Source organism: Streptomyces hirsutus (assembly GCF_001418415.1).
Lineage (GTDB): Bacteria > Actinomycetota > Actinomycetes > Streptomycetales > Streptomycetaceae > Streptomyces > Streptomyces hirsutus.
In genome coordinates this window covers 1-23,033 of the sequence record NZ_LIQT01000045.1, presented here as the reverse complement: position 1 = coordinate 23,033, position 23,033 = coordinate 1, and the positions used below count along the sequence as shown (strand labels likewise).

At 72.3% G+C, this 23,033-nt stretch carries 15 protein-coding genes; 11 read left to right on the top strand and 4 right to left on the bottom strand.

Annotated features, from left to right (window positions below; translation table 11 throughout):
* Positions 1 to 26: 26 nt before the first annotated feature.
* The 4 genes from narI (AOK11_RS03910) to AOK11_RS03895 are packed head-to-tail and all read right to left on the bottom strand — an operon-like array spanning position 27 to position 6,890.
* Positions 27 to 818 carry a respiratory nitrate reductase subunit gamma gene (gene narI / locus AOK11_RS03910; RefSeq protein ID WP_055592205.1) on the bottom strand — a complete coding sequence of 264 codons (792 nt, stop codon included), beginning with the start codon at positions 816 to 818 and terminating at the stop codon, positions 27 to 29.
* Positions 815 to 1,654 carry a nitrate reductase molybdenum cofactor assembly chaperone gene (narJ, locus tag AOK11_RS03905; protein WP_055592204.1) on the bottom strand — a complete coding sequence of 280 codons (840 nt, stop codon included), beginning with the start codon at positions 1,652 to 1,654 and terminating at the stop codon, positions 815 to 817. Before narJ (AOK11_RS03905) ends, narI (AOK11_RS03910) begins: the two co-directional genes overlap by 4 nt.
* Positions 1,651 to 3,183 (bottom strand): nitrate reductase subunit beta, encoded by a 1,533-nt coding sequence (gene narH / locus AOK11_RS03900; protein ID WP_055592203.1) that lies wholly within the window; start codon positions 3,181 to 3,183, stop codon positions 1,651 to 1,653. Before narH (AOK11_RS03900) ends, narJ (AOK11_RS03905) begins: the two co-directional genes overlap by 4 nt.
* Positions 3,180 to 6,890 carry a nitrate reductase subunit alpha gene (locus AOK11_RS03895; protein ID WP_055592202.1) on the bottom strand — a complete coding sequence of 1,237 codons (3,711 nt, stop codon included), beginning with the start codon at positions 6,888 to 6,890 and terminating at the stop codon, positions 3,180 to 3,182. Before AOK11_RS03895 ends, narH (AOK11_RS03900) begins: the two co-directional genes overlap by 4 nt.
* Positions 6,891 to 7,262: 372 nt before the next feature.
* Between AOK11_RS03895 and AOK11_RS03890 the strand changes: the two genes are divergently transcribed.
* The 11 genes from AOK11_RS03890 to AOK11_RS03840 form a co-directional block, all read left to right on the top strand.
* On the top strand, positions 7,263 to 8,543 hold the full coding sequence (locus tag AOK11_RS03890) for a TIGR04053 family radical SAM/SPASM domain-containing protein (protein ID WP_167353758.1): 1,281 nt from the start codon (positions 7,263 to 7,265) through the stop codon (positions 8,541 to 8,543).
* A complete protein-coding gene (locus AOK11_RS03885) occupies positions 8,524 to 11,313 on the top strand; it encodes a multicopper oxidase domain-containing protein (RefSeq protein ID WP_206188772.1) in 2,790 nt (929 codons plus the stop codon). The genes AOK11_RS03890 and AOK11_RS03885 overlap by 20 nt, the downstream gene beginning before the upstream one ends.
* On the top strand, positions 11,313 to 11,759 hold the full coding sequence (locus AOK11_RS03880) for a hypothetical protein (protein ID WP_055592201.1): 447 nt from the start codon (positions 11,313 to 11,315) through the stop codon (positions 11,757 to 11,759). Before AOK11_RS03885 ends, AOK11_RS03880 begins: the two co-directional genes overlap by 1 nt.
* Positions 11,760 to 11,916: 157 nt before the next feature.
* Positions 11,917 to 12,963, top strand: coding sequence for an Acg family FMN-binding oxidoreductase (locus tag AOK11_RS03875; RefSeq protein ID WP_240497213.1), 1,047 nt, complete (start codon positions 11,917 to 11,919; stop codon positions 12,961 to 12,963).
* A 341-nt stretch (positions 12,964 to 13,304) separates the two neighbouring features.
* Positions 13,305 to 14,549, top strand: coding sequence for an MFS transporter (locus AOK11_RS03870; RefSeq protein WP_055592199.1), 1,245 nt, complete (start codon positions 13,305 to 13,307; stop codon positions 14,547 to 14,549).
* Between the two features lie 112 nt (positions 14,550 to 14,661).
* Positions 14,662 to 15,150: a hemerythrin domain-containing protein gene (locus AOK11_RS03865; protein WP_055592198.1), complete on the top strand. Its 489-nt coding sequence runs from the start codon at positions 14,662 to 14,664 to the stop codon at positions 15,148 to 15,150.
* Positions 15,151 to 15,356: 206 nt separating this feature from the next.
* Positions 15,357 to 19,064, top strand: coding sequence for a nitrate reductase subunit alpha (locus AOK11_RS03860; RefSeq protein ID WP_055592197.1), 3,708 nt, complete (start codon positions 15,357 to 15,359; stop codon positions 19,062 to 19,064).
* Positions 19,064 to 20,833, top strand: a complete 1,770-nt coding sequence (gene narH / locus AOK11_RS03855; protein ID WP_079034616.1) for a nitrate reductase subunit beta — start codon at positions 19,064 to 19,066, stop codon at positions 20,831 to 20,833. Before AOK11_RS03860 ends, narH (AOK11_RS03855) begins: the two co-directional genes overlap by 1 nt.
* On the top strand, positions 20,830 to 21,525 hold the full coding sequence (gene narJ / locus AOK11_RS03850) for a nitrate reductase molybdenum cofactor assembly chaperone (RefSeq protein ID WP_079034615.1): 696 nt from the start codon (positions 20,830 to 20,832) through the stop codon (positions 21,523 to 21,525). Before narH (AOK11_RS03855) ends, narJ (AOK11_RS03850) begins: the two co-directional genes overlap by 4 nt.
* Positions 21,522 to 22,289, top strand: coding sequence for a respiratory nitrate reductase subunit gamma (narI, locus tag AOK11_RS03845; protein WP_055592196.1), 768 nt, complete (start codon positions 21,522 to 21,524; stop codon positions 22,287 to 22,289). The genes narJ (AOK11_RS03850) and narI (AOK11_RS03845) overlap by 4 nt, the downstream gene beginning before the upstream one ends.
* Positions 22,290 to 22,405: 116 nt before the next feature.
* The coding region (locus tag AOK11_RS03840; protein WP_055592195.1) for a DUF6629 family protein at positions 22,406 to 23,033 on the top strand (628 nt) is incomplete at its 3' end.

The window sequence follows — 23,033 nt, the reverse complement described above, 5'->3', positions numbered from 1 at the left end:
CCTCGCGCCCCTCCGGCACGTCCGGCTCACGGCCGTACGGCGGGCCGGGAGCCGGACGTGCCGGAGGGGCGCGAGGCGGCCTGCGACGCTGCCGTCGGCGCATTCCTGCGCCGGTAGACCAGGTACGGCCGGACGAGGTACCCGACCGGCGCGCTCCACACGTGGACGAGGCGGGTGAACGGCCAGGCCGCGAAGAGCAGGCAGGCGGTCAGGGCGTGCAGCTGGAACAGCAGCGGGGCGTCGGTGATCGCCTCCGGCTTCGGGGTGAGGCCGAACAGGCCACGGAACCAGACCGAGACGGTGGACCGGTAGTCGTAACCGGCGCCGAAGACGTTGTGCGCGGCGGTGGCGGTGATGCCCAGCAGGACGGTGGCGGACAGCAGCGGGAAGAGCAGCTTGTCGCTGCGGTCGGTGCCGAGCCGGATACGCCGGCTCAGCAGCCGCCGGGCGCACAGCATGCCGAGCCCGGCCACCATGGCGACGCCGGCCACCGAGCCCGCCCAGACGGCCACGGTGTGGTACACGTGCTCGTCGACGCCGACGGCCTCGGTCCACGAGGCCGGCACGGCGAGCCCCACCACATGCCCGGCGATCACCATGAAAGCGCCCAGGTGGAACAACGGGCTGCCCCAGCGCAGCCGGCGGTGCTCGAGGAGCTGGCTGGTGCGCGAGGTCCAGCCGAACTGGTCCTGCCGGTAGCGCCACACGTGCCCGACCACGAACACGGCCAGGCAGACGTACGGAACGGCGACCCACAGGAACAACTCGGCGCCGCCCACCGCGGGGGACGCGGCCACGGTCAGGGACAGGGCGTTCATCGACGGCCCTCCGTACAGCTGGTCGGAGTGAGGGGCGGCACCCGGGTCGGTGCGGCGGGCGACGGGGGTTCGAAGGTGCCCGGCGGGGCGAACTCCCCTTCCCCGTAGGGCCCGTACGGTGCGTGCGTTCCGTACGGGTCGAGGCCCACCTCCTCGTCCGGCGGGCCCTCGGCGACGAGCCGGGCGACCTCCGCCCGGTCCGCCTCGGTGGCCGGCGGCAGCAGCGTGAGCAGAGCGCCCAGCACATGCCGGTAGGGGGAGCCGGCGTCGGTCAACGCCCGGTGGATCAGCTCCAGTCCACGCCGGTGCTGCCGCAGGGGAGCCTCACCCGCTCCGGGGCCGACGAGGGCGGCGAACTCCAGCACGACCGGGAGGTGGTCGGGCAGTTCACTCCCGTCCGTGTCCCAGCCGGACGCCCGGTACCGCTGGTTGAGGGTGAGCAGGGCCATTCCGCGGCGGCGGGTGTCGCCGTGCAGGTAGTAGGTGAGGTAGAGGCCGCTCCTGCAGCGCAGGTCGAACGTCTCGACGTAGTGGCGCTCCAGGGCGTCCGGTTCCCCGGCGGTGAGCCAGGCGGTGAACTCGGCCAGGTGGCCGGCGGCGGTCGAGGGCGGCAACGCCGCCGCGGTCGAGGCCAGTACCGGCCGGGCGGTGGCGAGTTCGGCGTCCGGGTACTGCAACAGCAGGGAGCACAACCGCAGCACCAGGGTGCGTGCCTCGGCCTCCTCGGCGGTGAGCCGCGGCGCCGGACGGCCGGGCGTGGGCCGTGCCGGACGGCGTACGGCGGCCCGGACACGGGTGCGGACGATGGCGGGAATACTGGCGGGCAGCGGATTCACGGGCGGTCTCCCGAGGGCTTGCGGCGCAGGGTGGGGATGCCGAGCAGCACGCGCCGGCCGTCGGAGTCCGCCGGGTCGCCGGAGGACTCCACCGGGCAGCGGTTCTCCATGGCGCTCAGGGCGGCCGCGTCCTCCTTGTGCGCGGCGGGGACGACATAGCGGTCGGCGTACTGGGCGACGGCCAGCAGCCGGTGCAGGTCCCGCGCTTGACGCGCGGTGAGACCGACGGCCCCGAGGGCGGTCTCGTCGCCGTCCTCACCCAGGGTCCGCTCCCGCATGTAGGAGCGCAGCGCGGTGAGTTTCATCAGCACGCCGGCGACCACGTCCGTGTCCCCGGCGGAGAACAGCTCCGCCAGGTACTCCAGTGGGATACGCAGCCGGGTGACCGCGGCGAAGACATGGTCGGGGTCGTCCTGGTTCCCGCCCGCCGAGTCGACGGCGTCCAGCACGGGGGAGAGCGGGGGCACGTACCAGACCATCGGCAGGGTGCGGTACTCCGGGTGCAGCGGCAGCGCCACCCGGTACCGGGAGACGAGGTCGTACACCGGGGAGCGGCGGGCCGCGTCCAGCCAGTCCTCGGGGACGCCGGACGCACGGGCGGCCGCGGCCACCCCGGGATCGTGCGGGTCGAGGAAGACGCCGCGCTGGGCGTCCAGCAGATCCTTCTCGTCCGGGGTGGCCGCCGCCTCACCGACCCGGTCGGCGTCGTACAGGAGCAGGCCGAGGTAGCGCAGTCGGCCGACGCAGGTCTCGGAGCAGACGGTGGGCTGGCCGGCCTCGATGCGCGGGAAGCAGAACGTGCACTTCTCGGCCTTGCCGGTGGCGTGGTTGACGTACACCTTCTTGTACGGGCACGCCGTCACGCACATCCGCCAGCCGCGACACCTGTCCTGGTCGACCAGGACGATGCCGTCCTCGGCCCGCTTGTACAGGGCGCCGGACGGACAGGCCGACACACAGGCCGGGTTGAGGCAGTGCTCGCACAGCCGGGGGAGGTGGAAGAGGAAGGTCTGCTCGAACTCGAACCTCACCTTCTCTGCCCACTCCCCGCTGAGGTTGGGGTCGGCGCCGGCGTGCTCGGCGGCGCCGCCGAGGCCGTCCTCCCAGTTGGCGCCCCAGGTGATGGAGGTGAGCCTGCCGGTGAGGACCGAGCGAGGGCGGGCGACCGGGACGTCCTGCCCGGCGGGGGCGCCGATCAGGTTGTCGTAGTCGTAGGTGACCGGCTCGTAGTAGTCCTCGATGGTGGGCAGGTCCGGGTTGGAGAACAGCGACAGGAGCCGCTTGACCCGCCCTCCGGAGCGCAGCACGAGCCGGCCGCGCCGGTCGAGCATCCAGCCGCCCCTCCACTGCTCCTGGTCCTCGTAGCGGCGCGGATAGCCGACGCCGGGCTTGGTCTCGACGTTGTTGAACCAGGCGTACTCCACACCGGTGCGATTGGTCCACGTCTGCTTGCAGGTGACCGAACAGGTGTGGCAGCCGATGCACTTGTCGAGGTTCATCACCATCGCGATCTGTGCCATGACCCTCATCGGTAGTCGACCTCCTGGGACCGCCTGCGGATCACGGTGACCTCGTCGCGCTGGTTGCCGGTCGGGCCGTAGTAGTTGAAGGCGTAGGTGAGCTGGGCGTAACCGCCCGCGAGGTGGGTGGGCTTGACCAGCAGCCTGGTCAGCGAGTTGTGCATGCCGCCGCGCTTGCCGCTGATCTCGGTCTTCGGCACGTTCACGTTGCGGTCCTGGGCGTGGTACATGTACACGGTGCCCTCGGGCATGCGGTGGCTGACCACGGCGCGGGCGGCGACGACGCCGTTGCGGTTGTACGCCTCGATCCACTCGTTGTCCCTGACACCGATCTTCTCGGCGTCGGCGGTGGACATCCAGATGACCGGGCCGCCGCGGGACAGCGCCAACATGTGCGCGTTGTCCTGGTAGTTCGAGTGGATCGACCACTTCGAGTGCGGGGTCAGGTAGCGGACGGTGACCTCCGCGCGGCCGCTCTCGCCCAGTTCCTCGTCGCCGTAGTGGCGCGGGGAGTCGAGCGGCGGCCGGTAGACCGGGAGCTGCTCGCCGAGCTCGGCCATCCAGTCGTGCTGGACGAAGAAGTGCTGCCGCCCGGTGAGGGTGTGCCAGGGCTTCCTGTGCTCGACGTTGATGACGAACGGCGAGTAGCGCCGGCCGCCGGTCTCGCTGCCCGACCACTCGTACGACGTCATCACCGAACGCGGCTGGGTGCGGGTGTCGGCGAAGGTGATCCGCTCCGCCTCGCGCTCGGCGGCGAGTTCCACCAGCCCCCCGCTGCCGGTCTGCCGCTCCAGTTCCCGGAAACCCTCGGTGGCCAGACGCCCGTTGGTGGTGCCGGACAGGGCGAGGATCGCCTCGCACATGTCGGAGGCGGTGGCCAGCGAGGGCCGGCCGGCGGCGACGCCCTCGCGTACGGTGCCGGAGCGCCGGCGCAGGTCCTCGATCTCCCGGTCGGGGTGGACGGTGACGCCCTTGGTGGTGGTGCCCAGCTTGTCCAGGAGCGGGCCGACGGCGCGCATCTTCTGCCCGACGGCGGCGAAGTCCCTTTCCACGACGGCGAGTTTCGGCATGGTCCGGCCGGGCACAGGCTCGCACTCGCCGGCCTTCCAGTCCCGTACCACTCCGCCCGGCTGAGCGAGTTCGTCGGGGGTGTCGTGCAGCAGCGGCACCGGCAGCACGTCGGTACGGGTGCCGAGGTGCCCGGCGGCCAGTTCGCTGAACCGGTCGGCGATGGTCAGGAACGTGTCGTAGTCGGTACGGGCCTGCCAGGGCGGGGAGATGGCAGGGGTGAAGGCGTGCACGAAGGGGTGCATGTCCGTGCTGGACAGGTCGTCCTTCTCGTACCAGGTGGCGGCCGGCAGCACCACGTCGGCCATCAGGCCGGTCGACGTCATCCGGAAGTCCATGCACACCAGCAGATCGAGTTTGCCCTCGGGCGCCTCGTCCCGCCACACCACCTCCTTCGGACGCCTCTCGGGCGGGGTCTCCTCGGAGCGGACCGCCGCGTCGGTGCCCAGCAGATGCCGCTGGAAGTACTCGCTGCCCTTGCCGGAGGAACCGAGCAGATTGGCCCGCCACACGGTCAGCACCCGGGGGAAGTTGGCGGGGTCGTCGGGGTCCTCGGCCGCGAACCGCAGCCGCCCGGATTTCAGTTCGTCGACGATGTGGTCCGCGACCGGACGCCCGGCGGCCTTCGCCTCGTCCGTGAGGTCGAGCGGGTTGCGGTTGAAACCGGGGTGGCCGGGAGTCCAGCCCAGACGGACCGCCTGCGCGAGACAGTCGGCCGCGGACCGGCCCGCGAACCGGCCCTCGCCGAGCGGCGAGGCCAGCTCGTCCGCGCCGAAGACCTCGTAGCGCCACTGGTCGGTGTTCAGGTACCAGTACGAGGTGCCCGCCATGTGCCGGGTGGGCCGCTGCCAGTCGAAGGCGAACGCCAGATGCTGCAGACCGGTGATCGGACGGACCTTCTCCTGTCCGACGTAGTGCGCCCAGCCGCCGCCGTTGACGCCCTGGCAGCCCGTCATCGTGACCAGTGCGAGGAACGCGCGGTACATCGTGTCGGAGTGGAACCAGTGGTTGGTGCCCGCCCCCAGGGCGATCATCGAACGGCCGCCCGTGCGCTCGGCGTTGCGGGCGAACTCGCGGGCGATCCGCGCCGCCTGCTCGGCCGGCACCGAGGTCAGCGTCTCCTGCCAGGCCGGCGTGTGCGGCTGGGAGGCGTCGTCGTACGAGGACGGCCAACTGCCCGGCAGACCCGGGCGCTCCACCCCGTACTGGGCCAGCATCAGGTCGAAGACGGTGGTGACGAGACGGCCGCCGATCCGCCGCACGGGCACCCCGCGCACCATGACCGAACCGCCCTCGGTGGCGCCCTCGTCGAACCGGGGCAGCGCCACCTCGACGGTCTCCTCGGCCCGGTCGAGGAGGCTCAACTCCGGTACGACGTCACCCAGGTCGAGATTCCAGCTGCCCTTCCCCGCCTCCCCCCAGCGGAAGCCCAGCGAACCGTTGGGGACCACGGGTTCACCGGTCGCGCTGTCCAGGAGCACGGTCTTGAAGTCCGCGTTCTCCTCGGTCTCCTCGTTCCGCCCCAGGTGGGCGGCGGTCAGGAACCCGTCGGGCACCAGGCCCCGTTCGTGCTCGCGTAACGTCACCAGGAACGGGGCGTCGGTGAACTCCCTCAGATAGCGCCGGAAGTACGGCACCTCGCGGTCGACGAGGAACTCGCGCAGGATCACGTGCCCCATGGCCATCGCCAGCGCCCCGTCCGTGCCCGGACGCGGCGCCACCCACTCGTCGGCGTGCTTCACGTTGTCCGCGTAGTCGGGGCTGACCGCGACGACCTTCGTGCCGTTGTAGCGCGACTCGGTGAGGAAGTGCGCGTCCGGCGTCCGGGTGACGGGGATGTTGGAGCCCCACATGATCAGATAGCCGGCGTTCCACCAGTCCGCCGCCTCCGGTACGTCGGTCTGGTCGCCGAAGACCTGCGGCGAGGCCACCGGCAGATCCGCGTACCAGTCGTAGAACGACAGCAGCGTGCCGCCGATCAGCGACATGAAGCGGGCACCGGCCGCGAAGGACGCCATCGACATCGCCGGGATCGGCGAGAAACCGGCGACCCGGTCCGGGCCGTACTCCTTGATGGTGTGCACGTGGGCGGCCGCGACCAGCTCGCTCACCTCGTCCCAGCCGGCCCGCACCAGACCGCCCTTGCCGCGGGCCCGCTTGTAGGCCCGCGCCTTCGCCGGATCGCCGGTGATCTCCGCCCACGCCGCCACCGGGTCGCCGAGCCGCCCCCGGGCCTCGCGCCACAGCTTCAGCAGTGCGCCCCGCACGTACGGGTAGCGGACCCGGCTGGGGGAGTAGGTGTACCAGGAGAACGACGCCCCGCGCGGGCAGCCGCGCGGCTCGTACTCGGGGCAGTCCGTGCCGATCGACGGGTAGTCGGTCGCCTGGTGCTCCCAGGTGATGATGCCGTCCTTGACGTACACCATCCACGAGCAGGACCCCGTGCAGTTGACCCCGTGCGTGGAGCGCACCACCTTGTCGTGCGACCACCGGTCCCGGTAGAAGCCCTCCCACCGCGGATCGCCCTCGCCGAACACGGCACGGCCGTCGGCCGAGACCTCCCGGCGGGTCAGCAGCCGGCGGGCCGTCAGTGGCCAGTCGTGGGCGGCACGTGACTTCCGCGGCCCTGCGTTTCGATCGTTCTCCATGGTCACGAACGCTAGGCCGCGCACGCCTCGGCACACCTGGGCCCGGCGGGCCCCGCCGCGAGACCGTACGGCCCCCGGAACACGGCCGCTCCAGGGACCAACGGCCCTGCGGGTGAAGACCATCGGCCGCCCTGCGGCCGGCGCGGCGGGTGGATGCTGGCGGCGACCGATCCGGAGGTGTCCCGTGCACGACCACATCGACCGTCCCGGGCCAGGTGCTGGAGGGCGATCCCACCGCTGTCGCTCGCGGTGGCTGCCGCGCACGGTCCGGCCGGGTCACCGTCCGGCCGCCCGCCTCGTCTGCCCCGACTCCAGGGCGGCCGGACGCGGAGCCGGGGGCCGGGGGCCCCGGACGCGGGGAGGGAACGCACAGTGAGCGGCCACCCGGTGAGCACCGGGGCCGACCACCTGCCGGCCGCCGCCGGCCGGACGGCCGTCCGCCGTCAGCGGCACGACGCGGGGGAGCGGCCGTTCATCGTCATCTGGGAGTCCACCCGGGCCTGCCCGCTGGCCTGCCTCCACTGCCGTGCCGAGGCCGTGCCCGACCGCGACCCGCGGGAACTGGACACCGCCGCCGCGTGCGACCTGCTGCGCCAGGTGGCAGCCTTCGGACAGCCCGCCCCGCTCTTCGTGATCACCGGCGGCGACCCGTTCCAACGCCCCGACCTGACCGAACTCATCGCGTACGGAAGGGAGATCGGGGTCCGGGTCGCCGTGTCGCCCTCCGGCACCCCGACCCTCACCGAGGAGCGGCTGCGTGAACTGCACGCCGCCGGCGCGGCCGGGCTCTCGCTCAGCCTCGACGGGTCCACCGCCGTGCTCCACGACGACTTCCGCGGGGTGCCCGGGGTGTTCCGCTGGACCCTGGACGCCTGGGACGCCGCCCGCGCCCTCGGCATGAAGGTGCAGATCAACACCACTGTCACCCGGCACAACCTGCACGACCTCCCTGCCGTCGTCCGCCTCGTCGCCGACCACGGCGCGATGCTGTGGAGCGCCTTCTTCCTGGTGCCCACCGGCCGCGGCCGGGCCCTGGGCGCCCTGACGCCCGGCGAGGCCGAGGACGTCCTCAACTTCGTGTACGACATCGGCCTGACCGTGCCCGCCAAGACCACCGAGGCCCACCACTTCCGCCGCGTCGCCCTCCAACGCCGGATCCTCGAACAGCGCGGGGACGACCACGTCCCGGCGCTCGGGCTCGGCCCCCTCTACCGCGAACTGCGGGACCGGGCGGCCGAGCTGGGCCTGGACGGCGGAGCACGCCGGGTACGGCGTCCGCCGCTGGACGTCAACGCGGGCCGCGGCTTCGTCTTCGTCTCGCACACCGGCACCGTGCACCCCAGCGGCTTCCTGCCGCTGGGCGCCGGCAGCGTGCGCGAGACGTCCCTGACCGAGATCTACCGCACCTCGGACCTGTTCACCGGGCTGCGGGACGCCGACCGGCTGGGGGGCCGGTGCGGGCGCTGCGAGTTCCGCCGGGTCTGCGGCGGCTCGCGGTCCCGGGCGTACGGCGTCACCGGCGACCCGTACGCCGAGGAACCGTGGTGCGGCTACCAGCCGGGCAGCTTCCCCCACCAACGGGACCTGGCCGAGCTGCTGACCGGCGGCGGGAAGGACCACGGGAAGGACCAGTGTGTACGACAAGAAGGGTGACCCGGCCGCCGGCCGCGTCGGCCGCCGCCCGGCCGGCATCCCGGTCGACCCCGCCCGTCCCGGCATTCCTGTCGGGAATCCCGTCGGGCCTGCCCGTTCCTGTTCCACGATCCCCGTCGAACCCGTCGAGCGCACCGCGCCCAGCGGGTCCAAACGCTCCCGCATGCGCGCCCGGCATCTGGCCGCCCACGCCGTGGTCGCCGGCTGGGCGGTGCTCACGCTGGTGGCGGCGAGCGCCCAGCAGACGCTTCCGGTGGCCCGCTGGCTGGCGATCCACCTGTTCCTGCTCGGTGCGGCGACCACGGCGATCGTGGTGTGGAGCGAGCACTTCGCCGTCGCGATGCTCCACGCCGAGCTGCCCGACCGGCGGTGGAGCGACGTCCGGGCGGCCGGTGTGAACCTCGGTGTCGTGTGCGTCCTCGCCGGGGTGTGGGCCGACCTGCCGGCCTTGACCGGCGCCGGATGCGCGCTGCTCGTCGGGGCGATCGGCGCGCACCTCGTGGTGCTGGTCCGCCTGGGCCGGGGCGCGCTGGGCGGACGGCTCGCCCCGGTCGTCGGCTACTACCGGGCCGCCGCCGCGGCACTGATCGTCGGCGCGGTCCTGGGCTGGCTGCTGGCGACCGGAAGGGCCGGCCCGCAGCACCACGGCGATCTGAGGCTGGCCCATGTGCACGTCACGCTCCTCGGCTGGATCGGACTGCCCGTGCTGGGCACGCTGTTCATGCTGTGGCCGACCGTGCTGGGCGTGCGCATGCCCGAACGCACCACCCGGTCGGCCCGCCACGTGCTCGGCCTGACCGGGGGCGGCCTGCTGACGGCGGTCGCCGCACTGGCGGCCGGACTGCGGCCCGCCGCCGCGTTCGGCGTCGCCCTCTACGCCGCCGGAGTCGCCGTCGCGGCCGTGCTGTTCGTCCGTACCGTGCGCCGCCGGCCCGCGGTCTCGGCCGCCGCCGCGTGGGCGCTGGCAGCGGCCCTGGCCTGGCTGTTCGCCGGTGCGGTCGCGGATTCGGGACTGCTGGTGACACGGTCGGTCACCGAAGCGCAGGAACCCGTCGCGTCCCTGGTCCCGGTCCTGCTCGTCGGACTGGTCGGCCAGATCCTCATGGGTGCGCTGACCTATCTCCTGCCCGTCGTCCTCGCCTCCGGACCCAAGGAACGGGCCGCCCTGAGGGCGGTACTGGAACGGGGCTGGGCGGTGCGACTGGCGGCCCTCAACCTCGGCGTCGTCCTCCTCGCGCTGCCGCTGCCCCGCCCCGCGGGCACCGGAGGCGCCCTGCTCGCCGGGGCGGCCGGCGCCGCCTTCCTCGCGCCGGTGGCGGCCGTACTGATCCGCAGCCGGCGCGCCGGGGGCCGCACGGCAGGTGAGGGCGGGGAGCCCGGCGGGACCGGTACGACCGGCGCGTCACGGCGGCCCGCAGCGTGGGGCACCGCGGCGGGTGCCGTACTCACCGTGCTGGCGGTACTGATCGCCAACAGCGGTGGCGGCACGTCCGGTTCGGACGATGCCGCCGGGGCGGCGGGCAGCGGTTCGGGAGTCACCCGCACCGTCGACGTGACCCTGGCGGACATGCGGATCCGCCCGGACCGCATCGAGGTCGACGCGGGCACCGCACTGCGGCTGAAGATCACCAACATCGACTCCCGGCGACACGACCTCAAGGTGGAGGACGGGCCCGCCACCCCGATGCTCGCCAAGGGCGACAGCCGCGTGCTCGACCTCGGCCCGGTCACCGCGGACCGCGAGGCGTGGTGCACCCTGCCGGGCCACCGCGCGGCCGGCATGACCCTGGACATCGTCGTCCACGGCGACACCGCCACGGCCGGCGGCGGCCACCAGGGACACACCTCGGCCGGCGACGCCGAAGCCGACTCCGCCGCCGGTACCGGTACCGGCGGCGACGTGGACCTCACCGCCGACTTCTCCGCAGGCTGGCGGCCCCGCGCCGCCGAGCTGGCTCCCGCACCCGGCGGGGCGGTGCACAAGGCCGAACTGCACGCCTCCCAGGCCGACACCGAGGTCGCGCCCGGAGTGACCCAGCGCATGTGGACCTTCGGCGGCACCGTTCCCGGCCCCACCCTGCGCGGCAAGGTCGGCGACGTCTTCGAGATCACCCTCGTCAACGACGACACGGCCATGGGCCACGGCATCGACTTCCACGCCGGGTCCCTCGCCCCCGACCGGCCCATGCGCACCATCGAGCCGGGCGAGCGCCTGGTCCACCGCTTCCGCGCCGAGAAGGCCGGGGCATGGCTGTACCACTGCAGCACCCCGCCCATGCTCCAGCACATCGGCAACGGCATGTACGGCGCCGTCGTCATCGACCCGCCGGGCCTGAGGAAGGCCGACCACGAATACGTCCTGGTCTCCTCCGAGCTGTATCTCGGCACACCGGGCAGCGCGGCCCAGGCGGCGAAGATGCGCCGGAACGACCCGGACGCCTGGATGTTCAACGGCGTCGCCGCCCAGTACGCCGAACGGCCCCTGAGCGTGCGGGCCGGAGAACGCGTCAGGTTCTGGGTGATCGCCGCCGGGCCGCGCGACGGCATCGCCTTCCACATCGTGGGCACCGTCTTCGACACCGTGTACAAAGAGGGCGTCCACCTGCTCCGGCCGGACGATCCGGGTGGCGCGCAGGTCCTCGACCTGGCTCCCGCGCAGGGCGGCTTCGTCGAGACGACGTTCCCGGAAGCCGGCCACTACGCCTTCGTCGACCACGACATGCGCCACGCCGAAGCGGGCGCGCACGGCACCGTGGAGGCGACCGAGTAGTGGACACCGTCGGATGGTGGTCCCTGGTGCGGTTCGCGCACGTCGCCGGCGCCGCCCTGTGGGTCGGCGGGCAGCTGGCCCTGTCCCTGGTGATCCTGCCGCTGGCCCGGCGACTGCTCGCAGAGGAGGCCAAGGACCGCTTCACCGCCGCGGCCGGCCGCCGGTTCGGGATGCTGACCGGGGCACTCTTCCTGCCCGTGCAGCTGGGCACCGGATGGGCCATGGCCTGGCACAAGGGTGTCACCTGGGCTTCCCTCGCCGAGCCCGGGTACGGCCGTACCCTCGCGGCCAAACTCGCCCTGTTCGCCGTCGTGATGCTCGCCGCGGCGGGACACGCGATCGCCCACTCCAAGGACCGTACGGAGCTCGCCCGTGCCCTGGCGGTCGTCGCGCTGGCCGGCTCCCTCGGCGTCGTCCTGCTCGCCACGGCCCTGCCGGCCACTTGACGGTCCCGTCCGGGACCACTGACAGCCCCGAACGGGCCACATGGCCAGCGGCGTGGGGCCGGTCAACCCTCCTGCCGGAGCGGTTTCGCGGCGCAGGGTTGACGCAGCAGAGAGAACTTGGCCGAGGAGCCGTTGCGAAGGAGCCGTGATTGCCGTGATCCAGACCCGCGAACTCGACGCCGCAGCCGTGCATGCACTGCTGGCCGCGGCGGTGGCGGCCCCGTCGATCCACAACACGCAGCCCTGGCGGTTCGGGCTGGACCCGGACAGCGGGACGGTCCAGGTCAGGGCCGACCGTCGGCGGCAGCTGTCGATGGCGGACCCCCTGCGGCGTGCCCAGCACATGTCGGTCGGTGCGGCCGTCTTCAACCTCCGGGTGGCCGCGGAACACCTCGGCTGGGCTCCCGTCGTCCGGCTGCGCCCCGCCGCGGACGACCCGGACCTGCTGGCCACGGTGCAGTTGTCCTGCCCCACCGTGGACCGGCAGTCGTCCCTGAGCGACCTGTACGACGCGGTCGAGCGCCGTCACACCAGCCGGATGCCCTTCACCGGCCGCCCGGTGCCGGACCCGGTCGTGACCGAGATGATCGGCGCGGCCCGCGCCGAGGGAGCCCATCTGGACGTCCCCGACATCATGGGTACCCGGCGTCTGCTGCACCTGACGGAGGCCGCCGAGACCCGCAACGCCGCCGACCCGGCCAGCACCGGCGAAATGCGCACCTGGGTCACACCTCCGGGCGAACGCACCCCCTACGGCATTCCCCTGAGCGCCCTGGGCCCGCGGGACGCGTCCGGCCGGATGCCGGTGCGGGACTTCACCGGAGTGCTGCCCGTGCCGAGGCTCCCGGCCGTACGGTTCGAACGGCATGCGCAGGTGGCCCTGTTGTGGACCTCCCACGACCGGCCGGAGGACTGGCTGAGGGCGGGTCAGGCCCTGGAACGCGTCCTGCTCACGGCGACCCGGTGCGGGGTGCGCACCTCGATGCTGCACCAGGCGATGGAGTGGCCGGACCTGCGGGCGGCCATGGCGGGAACGAGGCGGCGGTGCTGTCCGCAACTGCTGGTCCGCTTCGGTTACGGTTCCGGCTCCGGCGGCGGCCGCACACCGCGCGCGTCAGCCCGTCCCGTAGCCGGCCCCGGTGCGGAACCGCGTCGGCCGGGTCAGGGCCGGGGCCAGGGGTACGACCAGGGGTGGGCCCACTGACCGGTACGGGCAGGGCCGTTCGGCCCTGTGCCGGTCCCGCGTTCGGGCCGCTCGGTTCCTCGGCCCCCTGTCACCACCGGACACCAGCGGGCGCAACTGTTGTTTCACGGACCGCGCGAAAGGGCACCGGTGGAGCACCGATCCACAGACGCCGGGCGACGGGACGACCGGGTCCGACCGGAGGGACCCTCCGCAGGACGGCAGGGACCCATGGCCCCTGGGGACGCGGGGCCCTGGCCTCGGACAGTGTTCCCGGGACTCCGGTACGCAGGCAAGGGGCTTGCGGTTCCCGCACGGCCCCGGTGCCGAGGCGCCGCTGTGAGAGGAAAGGGACGGACAGTATGGTCCAGCCGTCGAAGACGAAGAGCGGCAGCCCGCCGTCGGATGCCCCGGTGTCCGGCCGGGCATGGCTGATGCTGGCTCTGGCCACCGTCGGATTCGCCGTCAACTTCTGGGCGTGGGCTCTGCTCAGCCCGCTCGGCCCGCGGTTCCAGGACAGCCTGGACCTGACGTCGTTCGAGCAGTCGCTGCTGGTCGCGGTGCCGGTCGTGGTCGGCTCCCTGGGACGCATCCCGGTCGGCGCGCTCACCGACCGGTTCGGCGGGCGCCTGATGTTCCCGGCGGTCTCTCTGGCCACCGTCGTGCCGGTCCTCTACCTGGGCCTGATCGGGCACTCCTCGCTCACCGCCCTGCTGATCGGCGGGTTCTTCCTCGGCATCGGCGGTACCGCCTTCGCCGTCGGAGTGCCGTTCGTCAGTGCCTGGTTCCCGCCCGAGCGGCGCGGCCTGGCCATCGGTGTGTTCGGCGCCGGCATGGGCGGCACCGCCATCAGTGCCCTCACCACCGTGAAACTGGCCGACGCGAGCAGCATGGAGACACCCTTCCTGATCACTGCCGCGGGGCTGGCCGTGTACGCCGTGGCCGCCGTGCTGCTGATGCGCGACGCACCGGGCCGTACCGTCCCGAGTGAGCCGCTGGTCCGCCGCCTGGCCGGCACCATGAAGCTCGGCATCACCTGGCAGGCGTCCGGGCTCTACGCGGTCGCGTTCGGCGGCTACGTCGCCTTCTCCGTCTACCTGCCGACGTACCTCAAGACCGGCTACGGCCTCACCCAGGCCGACGCCGCCAACCGCATGGCCGGGTTCGTGCTGCTCGCGGTGGCGATGCGCCCGATGGGCGGCTGGCTGTCCGACCGGCTGGGACCGGTCCGGGTGCTGGCCGGCTCCCTCGCCGTGGTCGTGGCCGGCGCGCTCGTGCAGTCGTTCACCCCGCCGCTGGCACCGGTCGGGACCGTCGCCTTCCTCGCCATGGCGGCCGCGCTCGGCGCGGGCAGCGGGGCGACCTTCGCCCTGGTGGCACAGCTGACCCCGGCGGGCCAGGTCGGGTCGGTCACCGGGATCGTCGGCGCCGCGGGAGGCCTCGGGGGCTTCCTGCCACCGCTGGTGATGGGCTCGCTGTACGGCGTCTACGGGACGTACGCCGCCGGCCTGGTGCTGCTCGCGATCGTGTCCGCCGCGGCACTGGCCTACACCCTCACCGGTGTCCGCGCAGCGGCCGAGGGGGACAAGCCCAGGCCGCACACCTGAAACCGGCGCCGCGGGCGCCCCGCCCGCAGCGGCGTGCAAGGAGCGCCGGCGAACGAGCCGACGGACGAACCGGCAAGTCGGCGGAGAACGACAGAGAAGAGGAGAAGGCCCCGTGTGCGAGTACTGCGGCTGCCAGTCCCTGGCGTCCATCGACGAGCTGACCCGGGAACACGACGAGGTCGTCCGCCTGATCAGCCATCTGCGCCCGGCCCACGAAGCCGGTGACGCGGCCCGGATGGCGCAGGTGGCCCGGGAGATAGCGGCCGTGCTCGGCCCGCACACCCGGGTGGAGGAGCACGGACTGTTCCCCGCCATGGCCGAGGACTTCCCCGACCGGATCGCCACCCTGAAGGCGGAACACCGGCACGTCGACACGGTGCTGGAACAGGCCGCCGACGGAGCCGTCCCGGAGGACCCGGCCTGGCCGGACCGGCTGATGGAGGTGATGGAGTTGCTGCGCGACCACATCCTCAAGGAGCAGGACGGCGTCTTCCCGGCCGCGCTCTCGGTCCTCAGCACCGAACAGTGGGCCGCGGTCGACGCGGTGCGCGACGAGGCGGGCGGCGCCCTGCCCCGGCCCGCCGCCACAGCGGAGGCGTAGCCCCCAGGGCTCACCAACCGGACAGCCGCACCGACCGTTGCGGACCTTCACGGCAGGCGCGCGATTCGTGGTGTTGCTGTTGACCTTGAGGTGGGCAGCGGTCTTAGAGTCGTGAGCGGCCGTAACCGATCACGATTCGAACGGGCCGCTTGTGCCCGGAGCGGAGTGGCGCGGTGAGCACGGAGAGCAGCCAGGGACGGGCGGGCATGGACGGCGATCTGGCGGAGGCGCTGGTACGCAGCCGCCGGTTCTTCACCCGGGCGGAGGTCTCGAAGGATCTGCGCACCCTGCACAGGAGCGGCGGCCGCCAGGCCGACGAGTTCTACCGGGACCGCTGGTCGCACGACAAGGTGGTGCGCTCCACCCATGGCGTGAACTGCACCGGATCGTGCTCGTGGAAGGTGTACGTCAAGGACGGCATCATCACCTGGGAGGCCCAGCAGACCGACTATCCGTCGGTGGGTCCCGACCGCCCCGAGTACGAACCGCGCGGCTGCCCTCGAGGGGCGGCCTTCTCCTGGTACACCTACTCGCCGACCCGGGTGCGCTACCCGTACGTGCGGGGTGTCCTGCTGGAGATGTACCGGGAGGCCAAGGCCCGCCTCGGCGATCCGGTGGCGGCCTGGGCCGACATCGTCTCCGACCCCGAGCGCTCCCGCCACTACAAGCGGGCGCGTGGCAAGGGCGGCCTGGTGCGGGCCGGTTGGGCGGAGGCGACGGAGATGGTGGCTGCCGCGCATGTGCACACCATCAAGGAGTACGGCCCGGACCGGCTGGCCGGATTCTCGCCGATTCCGGCCATGTCGATGGTCTCGCACGCGGCCGGTGCCCGCTTCTACTCCCTGCTCGGCGGCGCGATGCTGTCGTTCTACGACTGGTACGCGGATCTGCCGGTGGCCTCGCCGCAGGTCTTCGGCGACCAGACCGACGTACCGGAGTCGGGGGACTGGTGGGACGCCGGCTATCTGATCATGTGGGGCTCCAACGTCCCCGTCACCCGTACCCCGGACGCGCACTGGATGGCCGAGGCCCGCTACCGGGGCCAGAAGGTGGTCGCAGTCTCCCCGGACTACGCGGACAACGTGAAGTTCGCCGACGAGTGGCTGCCGGCCCAGCCGGGCACCGACGGCGCCCTGGCGATGGCCATGGGCCATGTGATCCTCAAGGAGTTCTTCGTCGACCGGGAGACGGAGTACTTCAACCAGTATGTGAAGCGGTACACCGACCTGCCCTTCCTGGTCACTCTCGACGAGTCCGGGGCCGAGACCGAGGACGGCGCCGAGCCCGGCACATACGTACCGGGCAAGTTCCTGACCGCCGCCGACCTCGGTGGCCGGGCCGCCGAGGCCGAGCACGCGGAGTTCCGCACCGTGCTGCTGGACGCGGCCACCGGGGAGCCGGTGGTGCCGAACGGCACGCTGGGAGACCGCTTCGGCGAGTCCGGAGCCGGCAAATGGAACCTCGACCTGGGCGACACCGATCCGTCGCTGTCCGCCGACGGTGCCGCCGAGGCGCCGGTCACCGTCCTGCTGCCGAGGTTCGACGCCCCGGACGGCGCGGCGGGCCGGCTGCGGCGCGGGGTGCCGGTGCGCCGGATCGCCGGCCGTCTGGTGACCACGGTGTACGACCTGCTGCTGGCCCAGTACGGGGTGGCCCGGGAGGGACTGCCCGGTCGGTGGCCGACGTCGTACGAGGACGCGGAGGAGCCCTGCACCCCGGCCTGGCAGGCCGCGATCACCGGAGTGGACGCGGACCGGGCGGCCCGTATCGCCCGGGAGTTCGCCGCCAACGCCGAGGAGTCCGGCGGCCGTTCAATGATCATCATGGGAGCGGGGACCAACCACTGGTTCCACTCCGACACCATCTACCGGTCCTTCCTGACCCTGACCACGCTCACCGGCTGCCAGGGCGTCAACGGCGGCGGCTGGGCGCACTACGTCGGACAGGAGAAGGTCCGTCCGATCACCGGCTATTCGGCGATCGCGACCGCGGCCGACTGGAACCGGCCGGCCCGGCTGATGATCCAGACCGCGTACTGGTACCTGCACGCCGACCAGTTCCGCTACGACCCGTTCTCCGCGGACACCCTCGCGGCGGCCGGGCCGGGCCGCAGCGGCCCGTTCGCAGGGAAGACCACGGCGGACGTCATCGCACAGTCGGCGCGGATGGGCTGGATGCCGTCGTATCCCACCTTCGACCGCAACCCGCTCGACCTGGCGGACGACGCAGCTGCCGCCGGCCGCCCGGTCGCCGACCACGTGGTGGACGAACTCAAGGCGGGACGGCTGAAGTTCGCCGGTGAGGACCCGGACGCACCGGAGAACTTCCCCCGGGTGCTGACCATCTGGCGGGCGAACCTGCTGGGCTCCTCCGCCAAGGGCAACGAGTACTTCCTCAAACACCTGCTCGGCACCGACTCCTCCGTGCGGGCCACCGAGGCACCGCCCGACACCCGTCCACGCGACGTGGTGTGGCGGGAGGAGGCCCCGGAGGGGAAACTCGACCTGCTGCTGACCCTGGACTTCCGGATGACCAGCACCACGGTCTTCTCCGACGTCGTCCTGCCGGCCGCCACCTGGTACGAGAAGTACGACCTGTCCAGCACGGACATGCATCCCTTCGTGCACGCCTTCAACCCGGCGATCGCCCCGCCGTGGCAGACCCGCAGCGACTGGGACGCCTTCCACACCATCGCGAAGGAGTTCAGCCGGCAGGCGGCCACTCATCTGGGCGCACGGACGGACGTCGTCGCGGCGCCGCTGTTGCACGACACACCGGACGAGATGGCGAACCCGCACGGCAGGGTCCGCGACTGGAAGGCGGGGGAGTGCGAACCGGTGCCCGGCCGCACCATGCCGAAACTCATCACCGTCGAACGCGACTACGCCGCCGTCGCCGACAAGATGGCCGCGCTCGGCCCGCTGCTCGACACCCTCGGCGCCACCACCAAGGGCATCACCTTCAAGGTCGACCGCGAACTGGAGTACCTGCGGCACAAGAACGGCACCGTGCGCGGCGGCACGGCCGACGGCCGCCCGTCGCTCGCGCGTGACACCCACGCCTGCGAGGCCATCCTCGCCCTCTCCGGCACCACCAACGGCCACCTCGCCACCCAGGGCTTCCACAGCCTCGAGGCACGTACCGGCACCCGGCTCGCGGACCTGGCGGCCGAACACGAGGGCAAGCAGATCACCTTCGCCGACACCCAGGCAGCGCCGGTCCCGGTCATCACCTCGCCGGAGTGGTCCGGTTCGGAGACCGGCGGGCGCCGCTACTCGCCGTTCACCGTCAACGTGGAGCGCCTCAAACCCTGGCACACCCTCACCGGCCGGCAGCACTTCTACCTCGACCACGACTGGATTTCCGCGCTCGGCGAGGAACTGCCTGTCTACCGGCCGCCGTTGAACATGGGCGCCCTGTTCGGCGAGCCGCGCATCGGTGACGTCGGGGAGCTCGGCGTGACCGTGCGCTACCTCACCCCGCACAACAAGTGGTCCATCCACTCCGAGTACCAGGACAACCTGTTCATACTGTCCCTCTCCCGGGGCGGCCCCACGATCTGGATGAGCAAGGAGGACGCGGAGAAGATCGGCGTCCACGACAACGACTGGGTCGAGGCCGTCAACCGCAACGGTGTGGTCGCCGCCCGCGCGATCGTCTCGCACCGCATGCCGGAGGGCACCGTCTACATGCACCACGCGCAGGACCGGCTCATCGACGTGCCCCGCACCGAGACCACCGGCCGGCGCGGCGGCATCCACAACTCCCTGACCCGGCTGCTGATCAAGCCCAGCCACCTCATCGGCGGCTACGCCCAGCTGTCGTACGCCTTCAACTACCTCGGCCCCACCGGCAATCAGCGCGACGAGGTCACCGTCGTCCGCCGCCGCTCGAACCAGGAGGTGACGTACTGATGGCCACCGTCGAAGAAGCCCCCGCCGGGGCCGGGGCCGCCCCCATCGGGCGGGTCATGGCACAGATGGCGATGGTGATGAACCTCGACAAGTGCATCGGCTGCCACACCTGTTCGGTCACCTGCAAGCAGGCGTGGACCAACCGCACGGGCGTCGAGTACGTCTGGTTCAACAACGTCGAGACCCGCCCCGGCCAGGGCTACCCCCGCCGCTACGAGGACCAGGAGACCTGGCAGGGCGGCTGGGAGCTCAACAAGCGCGGCAGGCTGGGACTGAAGGCGGGCAGCCGGTTCAAGAAGCTGATCCAGATCTTCTCGAACCCCAGACTGCCCTCCCTCGACGACTACTACGAGCCCTGGACGTACGACTACGAGACCCTGACCAACGCCCCGCTCCAGGAGCACACCCCGGTCGCCCGCCCCAAGTCCCTGATCACCGGCAAGGACATGAAGATCGCCTGGTCCGCGAACTGGGACGACGACCTCGGCGGCTCGATCGACCACGGCGACAAGGACGTACTGCTCAACCAGGTCTCCGAGAAGATCAAATTCGAGTTCGAGCAGACCTTCATGTTCTACCTGCCACGCATCTGCGAGCACTGCCTCAACCCGTCCTGCGCCGCCTCCTGCCCCTCCGGCGCGATCTACAAGCGCGAGGAGGACGGCATCGTCCTCGTCGACCAGGACAAGTGCCGGGGCTGGCGGATGTGCGTCACCGGATGCCCGTACAAGAAGGTGTACTTCAACCACCGCACCGGCAAGGCCGAGAAGTGCACGTTCTGCTTCCCACGCATCGAGGTCGGACTGCCCACCGTCTGCTCCGAGACCTGCGTCGGCCGGCTGCGCTACCTCGGCCTTGTCCTCTACGACGCCGACCGCGTCCTGGAAGCGGCCTCCACCCCCGACGACACCGGCCTGTACGAGGCGCAGCGGCAGGTCTTCCTCGACCCGGACGACCCCCGGGTCGTCGCCGCGGCCGAGAAGGCCGGCATCCCGCGGGACTGGATCGAGGCCGCGCAGCGTTCCCCGATCCACGCCCTGATCAACACCTACAAGGTGGCCCTGCCACTGCACCCGGAGTACCGCACCATGCCGATGGTCTGGTACATCCCGCCGCTGTCGCCGGTGGTGGACGCCGTCCGCGACACCGGCCGCGACGCCGAGGACCACCGGAACCTCTTCGCGGCCGTCGACGCCCTGCGCATCCCGGTCGACTACCTGGCCCAGCTGTTCACCGCGGGCGACCCCGCTCCCGTCGACGCGGTCCTGCACCGCCTGGCCGCCATGCGCGCCTACATGCGCGACATCAACCTGGGCCGCGAACCGGACGACGCCATCCCCGATGCGGTCGGCATGACCGGCGAGCAGGTCTACGACATGTACCGGCTGCTGGCCCTCGCGAAGTACGACGAGCGGTACGTCATCCCGCCGGCCCATGCCGAACAGGCCCATCAGCTCGAGGAACTGGCCACCGAGTGCAGCCTCGACTACGAGGGCGGCCCCGGCATGGGAGGCTCGGGTCCCTTCGGCGAGACGTCCGGTGGTGCCGCCCCCATCGCCGTGGAGAACTTCCATGCCCTGCGCGACCGTCAGACCTCCGACACCCCGGCCGCCCCCACCGAAAAGGCCACCCGCGTGAACCTCCTCGACTGGGACGGCAAGGGCTCCCCACCCGGCCTGTTCCCGGACACACCGTCCCAAGGCGGCGACGACCGGGGCGGTGACGGCCCCGGCACGGGCCACGACGGGAAGACGGAGCCGAAACCATGAAGCGCAAGTCCCCGAAGCCCGCCGGACTCCCGAAGGCCAAGGGGGCGGCCCGCACCCAGCCCTGGCACCCCTCCGCCTGGCAGGTCCAGTCCCTGCTGCTCGCCTACCCCGACGACGAGTTCGGCCGGCACCTGGCCCTGGCCCGCCGGGTCGCCGACACCCTCCCCGCCCCGGCCGTGGCCCGTCCCCTGCTCCGCTTCGCCGCACACGCCGAGCAGACCGCCTCCGCCGACCTGACCGCCGCCTATGTCGCCACCTTCGACCACCGCAAACGCTGCTGCCCGTACCTGACGTACTACGCGTACGGCGACACCCGTAAGCGCGGCATGGGCCTGCTGAAGCTGAAACAGACCTACGCCGCGGCCGGCTGGCGGCTCGCCGACGACGAACTGCCCGACCACCTCGCCGTCGTCCTCGAGTTCGCCGCCGCCGACCCCGCCGAGGGAGCACGCCTGCTCACCGAGCACCGGGCCGGCCTCGAACTGCTGCGGCTGGCCCTGAACGACGACGACTCACCCTGGGCGCATCTCCTGGACTCCCTCTCCGCCACCCTGCCCGCCCTCGCCGGCGACGACCGCGAAGCCGTCATGCGGCTCGCCGCCCAGGGCCCGCCCGAGGAACAGGTCGGGCTCGACCCGTACGCGTCATCCCCCGTGTTCCTGCCCGACCCCGTCGTAGGAGGTCCCCGATGACCGCGCCCGCGCAGCCCGTCACCCTGGCGGCGGAGGCAGGCACCGGCGGCATCCTGCTCTGGGTCGCCCTTCCCTACGTCTGCCTCGCGGTGTTCGTCCTCGGCCACGTCTGGCGCTACCGCTACGACAAGTTCGGCTGGACCACCCGCTCCTCCCAGCTCTACGAGCGGCGGCTGCTGCGCATCGGCAGCCCGCTGTTCCACTTCGGCATCCTGGTCGTGCTGCTCGGCCACATCGGCGGCCTGCTCATCCCCAAGAGCTGGACCGAGGCCATCGGAGTGAGCGAGCACATGTACCACGTCGGCGCGGTCGTGCTCGGCACCATCGCCGGCGTCGCCACCCTCGGCGGGATCGCCATCCTGATCTACCGGCGGCGCACCGTCGGACCGGTCTTCTCCGCCACCACCCGCAACGACAAGGCCATGTACGTCTCCCTCACCGCGACCATCGTGCTCGGCCTCGCCGCCACGGTGGCCGCGAACATCGCCGGCGGCGGCTACGACTACCGCGAGACCATCTCCCCCTGGTTCCGCTCCATCTTCTCCCTCCAGCCCGATCCGGCCCTGATGACCGGTGCCCCGGTGCTGTTCCAACTGCACGTCCTCAGCGCTCTGCTGCTCTTCGCCGCCTGGCCCTTCACCCGTCTCGTCCACATGCTCACCGCCCCCCTCGGCTACCTCACCCGCCCGTACATCGTCTACCGCAGCCGTGACACCGCCCTCGGCACCCGCACGCCCCGCCGGGGCTGGGAGCGCACCGGGTAGGCGGTGCGGGGACGGACGGGTGCGGGGACGGGGGAGCACGCCGCCGTGTCGCTGCTGTCCGGTTGCTCCGGGTTCGCGAGGATGGAGGCTTCCTGCGGTGACCCGAGGGCGGAGCGATGTGCTGGAGTGCGGAGGCCGACCTCGTGGCGGGCGCCGGGATCGCGGCGGTCGGGACGGCCTGTGCGGCCCGCGCGCTGCGGGCGGGCCGCAGCGGTGACCTTACGCTCGCCGCGCTGCCGCTGCTGCTCGGCGTGCACCAGATGATCGAGGCGGCGGTCTGGGCCTCGGACGGAGGGACGGGCCCGGCCGTGCTGCTGTGGGCGGTCGTGGCCCTGCCGCTGTTGGCGCTCCGGGTGCCGGTGGGCGTGCTGTGCGCCGCGCCGAAGGACGAGCGACGGGACGCGCTGCGCAGGCTGATGCTGCCCCTCGTCGCCGGGGCCGTGACGGCGGCGGTCCTCGGACGCGTCCTCACCACGCGTCCCGTGCGGGCGGAGATCCGCGGCCGCACCATCGGTTACGTCGTGGACCTGTCGTACGCCCCGCTACTGGTCGCGGGCTACCTGGTGGCCACCGCCGGGTCCCTGCTGCTCTCCGGCGACCGCGGCCTGCGGGCCCTCGGTGTTCTGGCCGGTGCGGGCGCGTTCGTCTGCTGGGCCCTGTGGCGGCTGGAGTTCGTCTCGACCTGGTGCGCGTTCGCCGCCGTGTGCTCGCTGGTCCTGTTCGGGTGGGTGCGGGGGCGTGGGC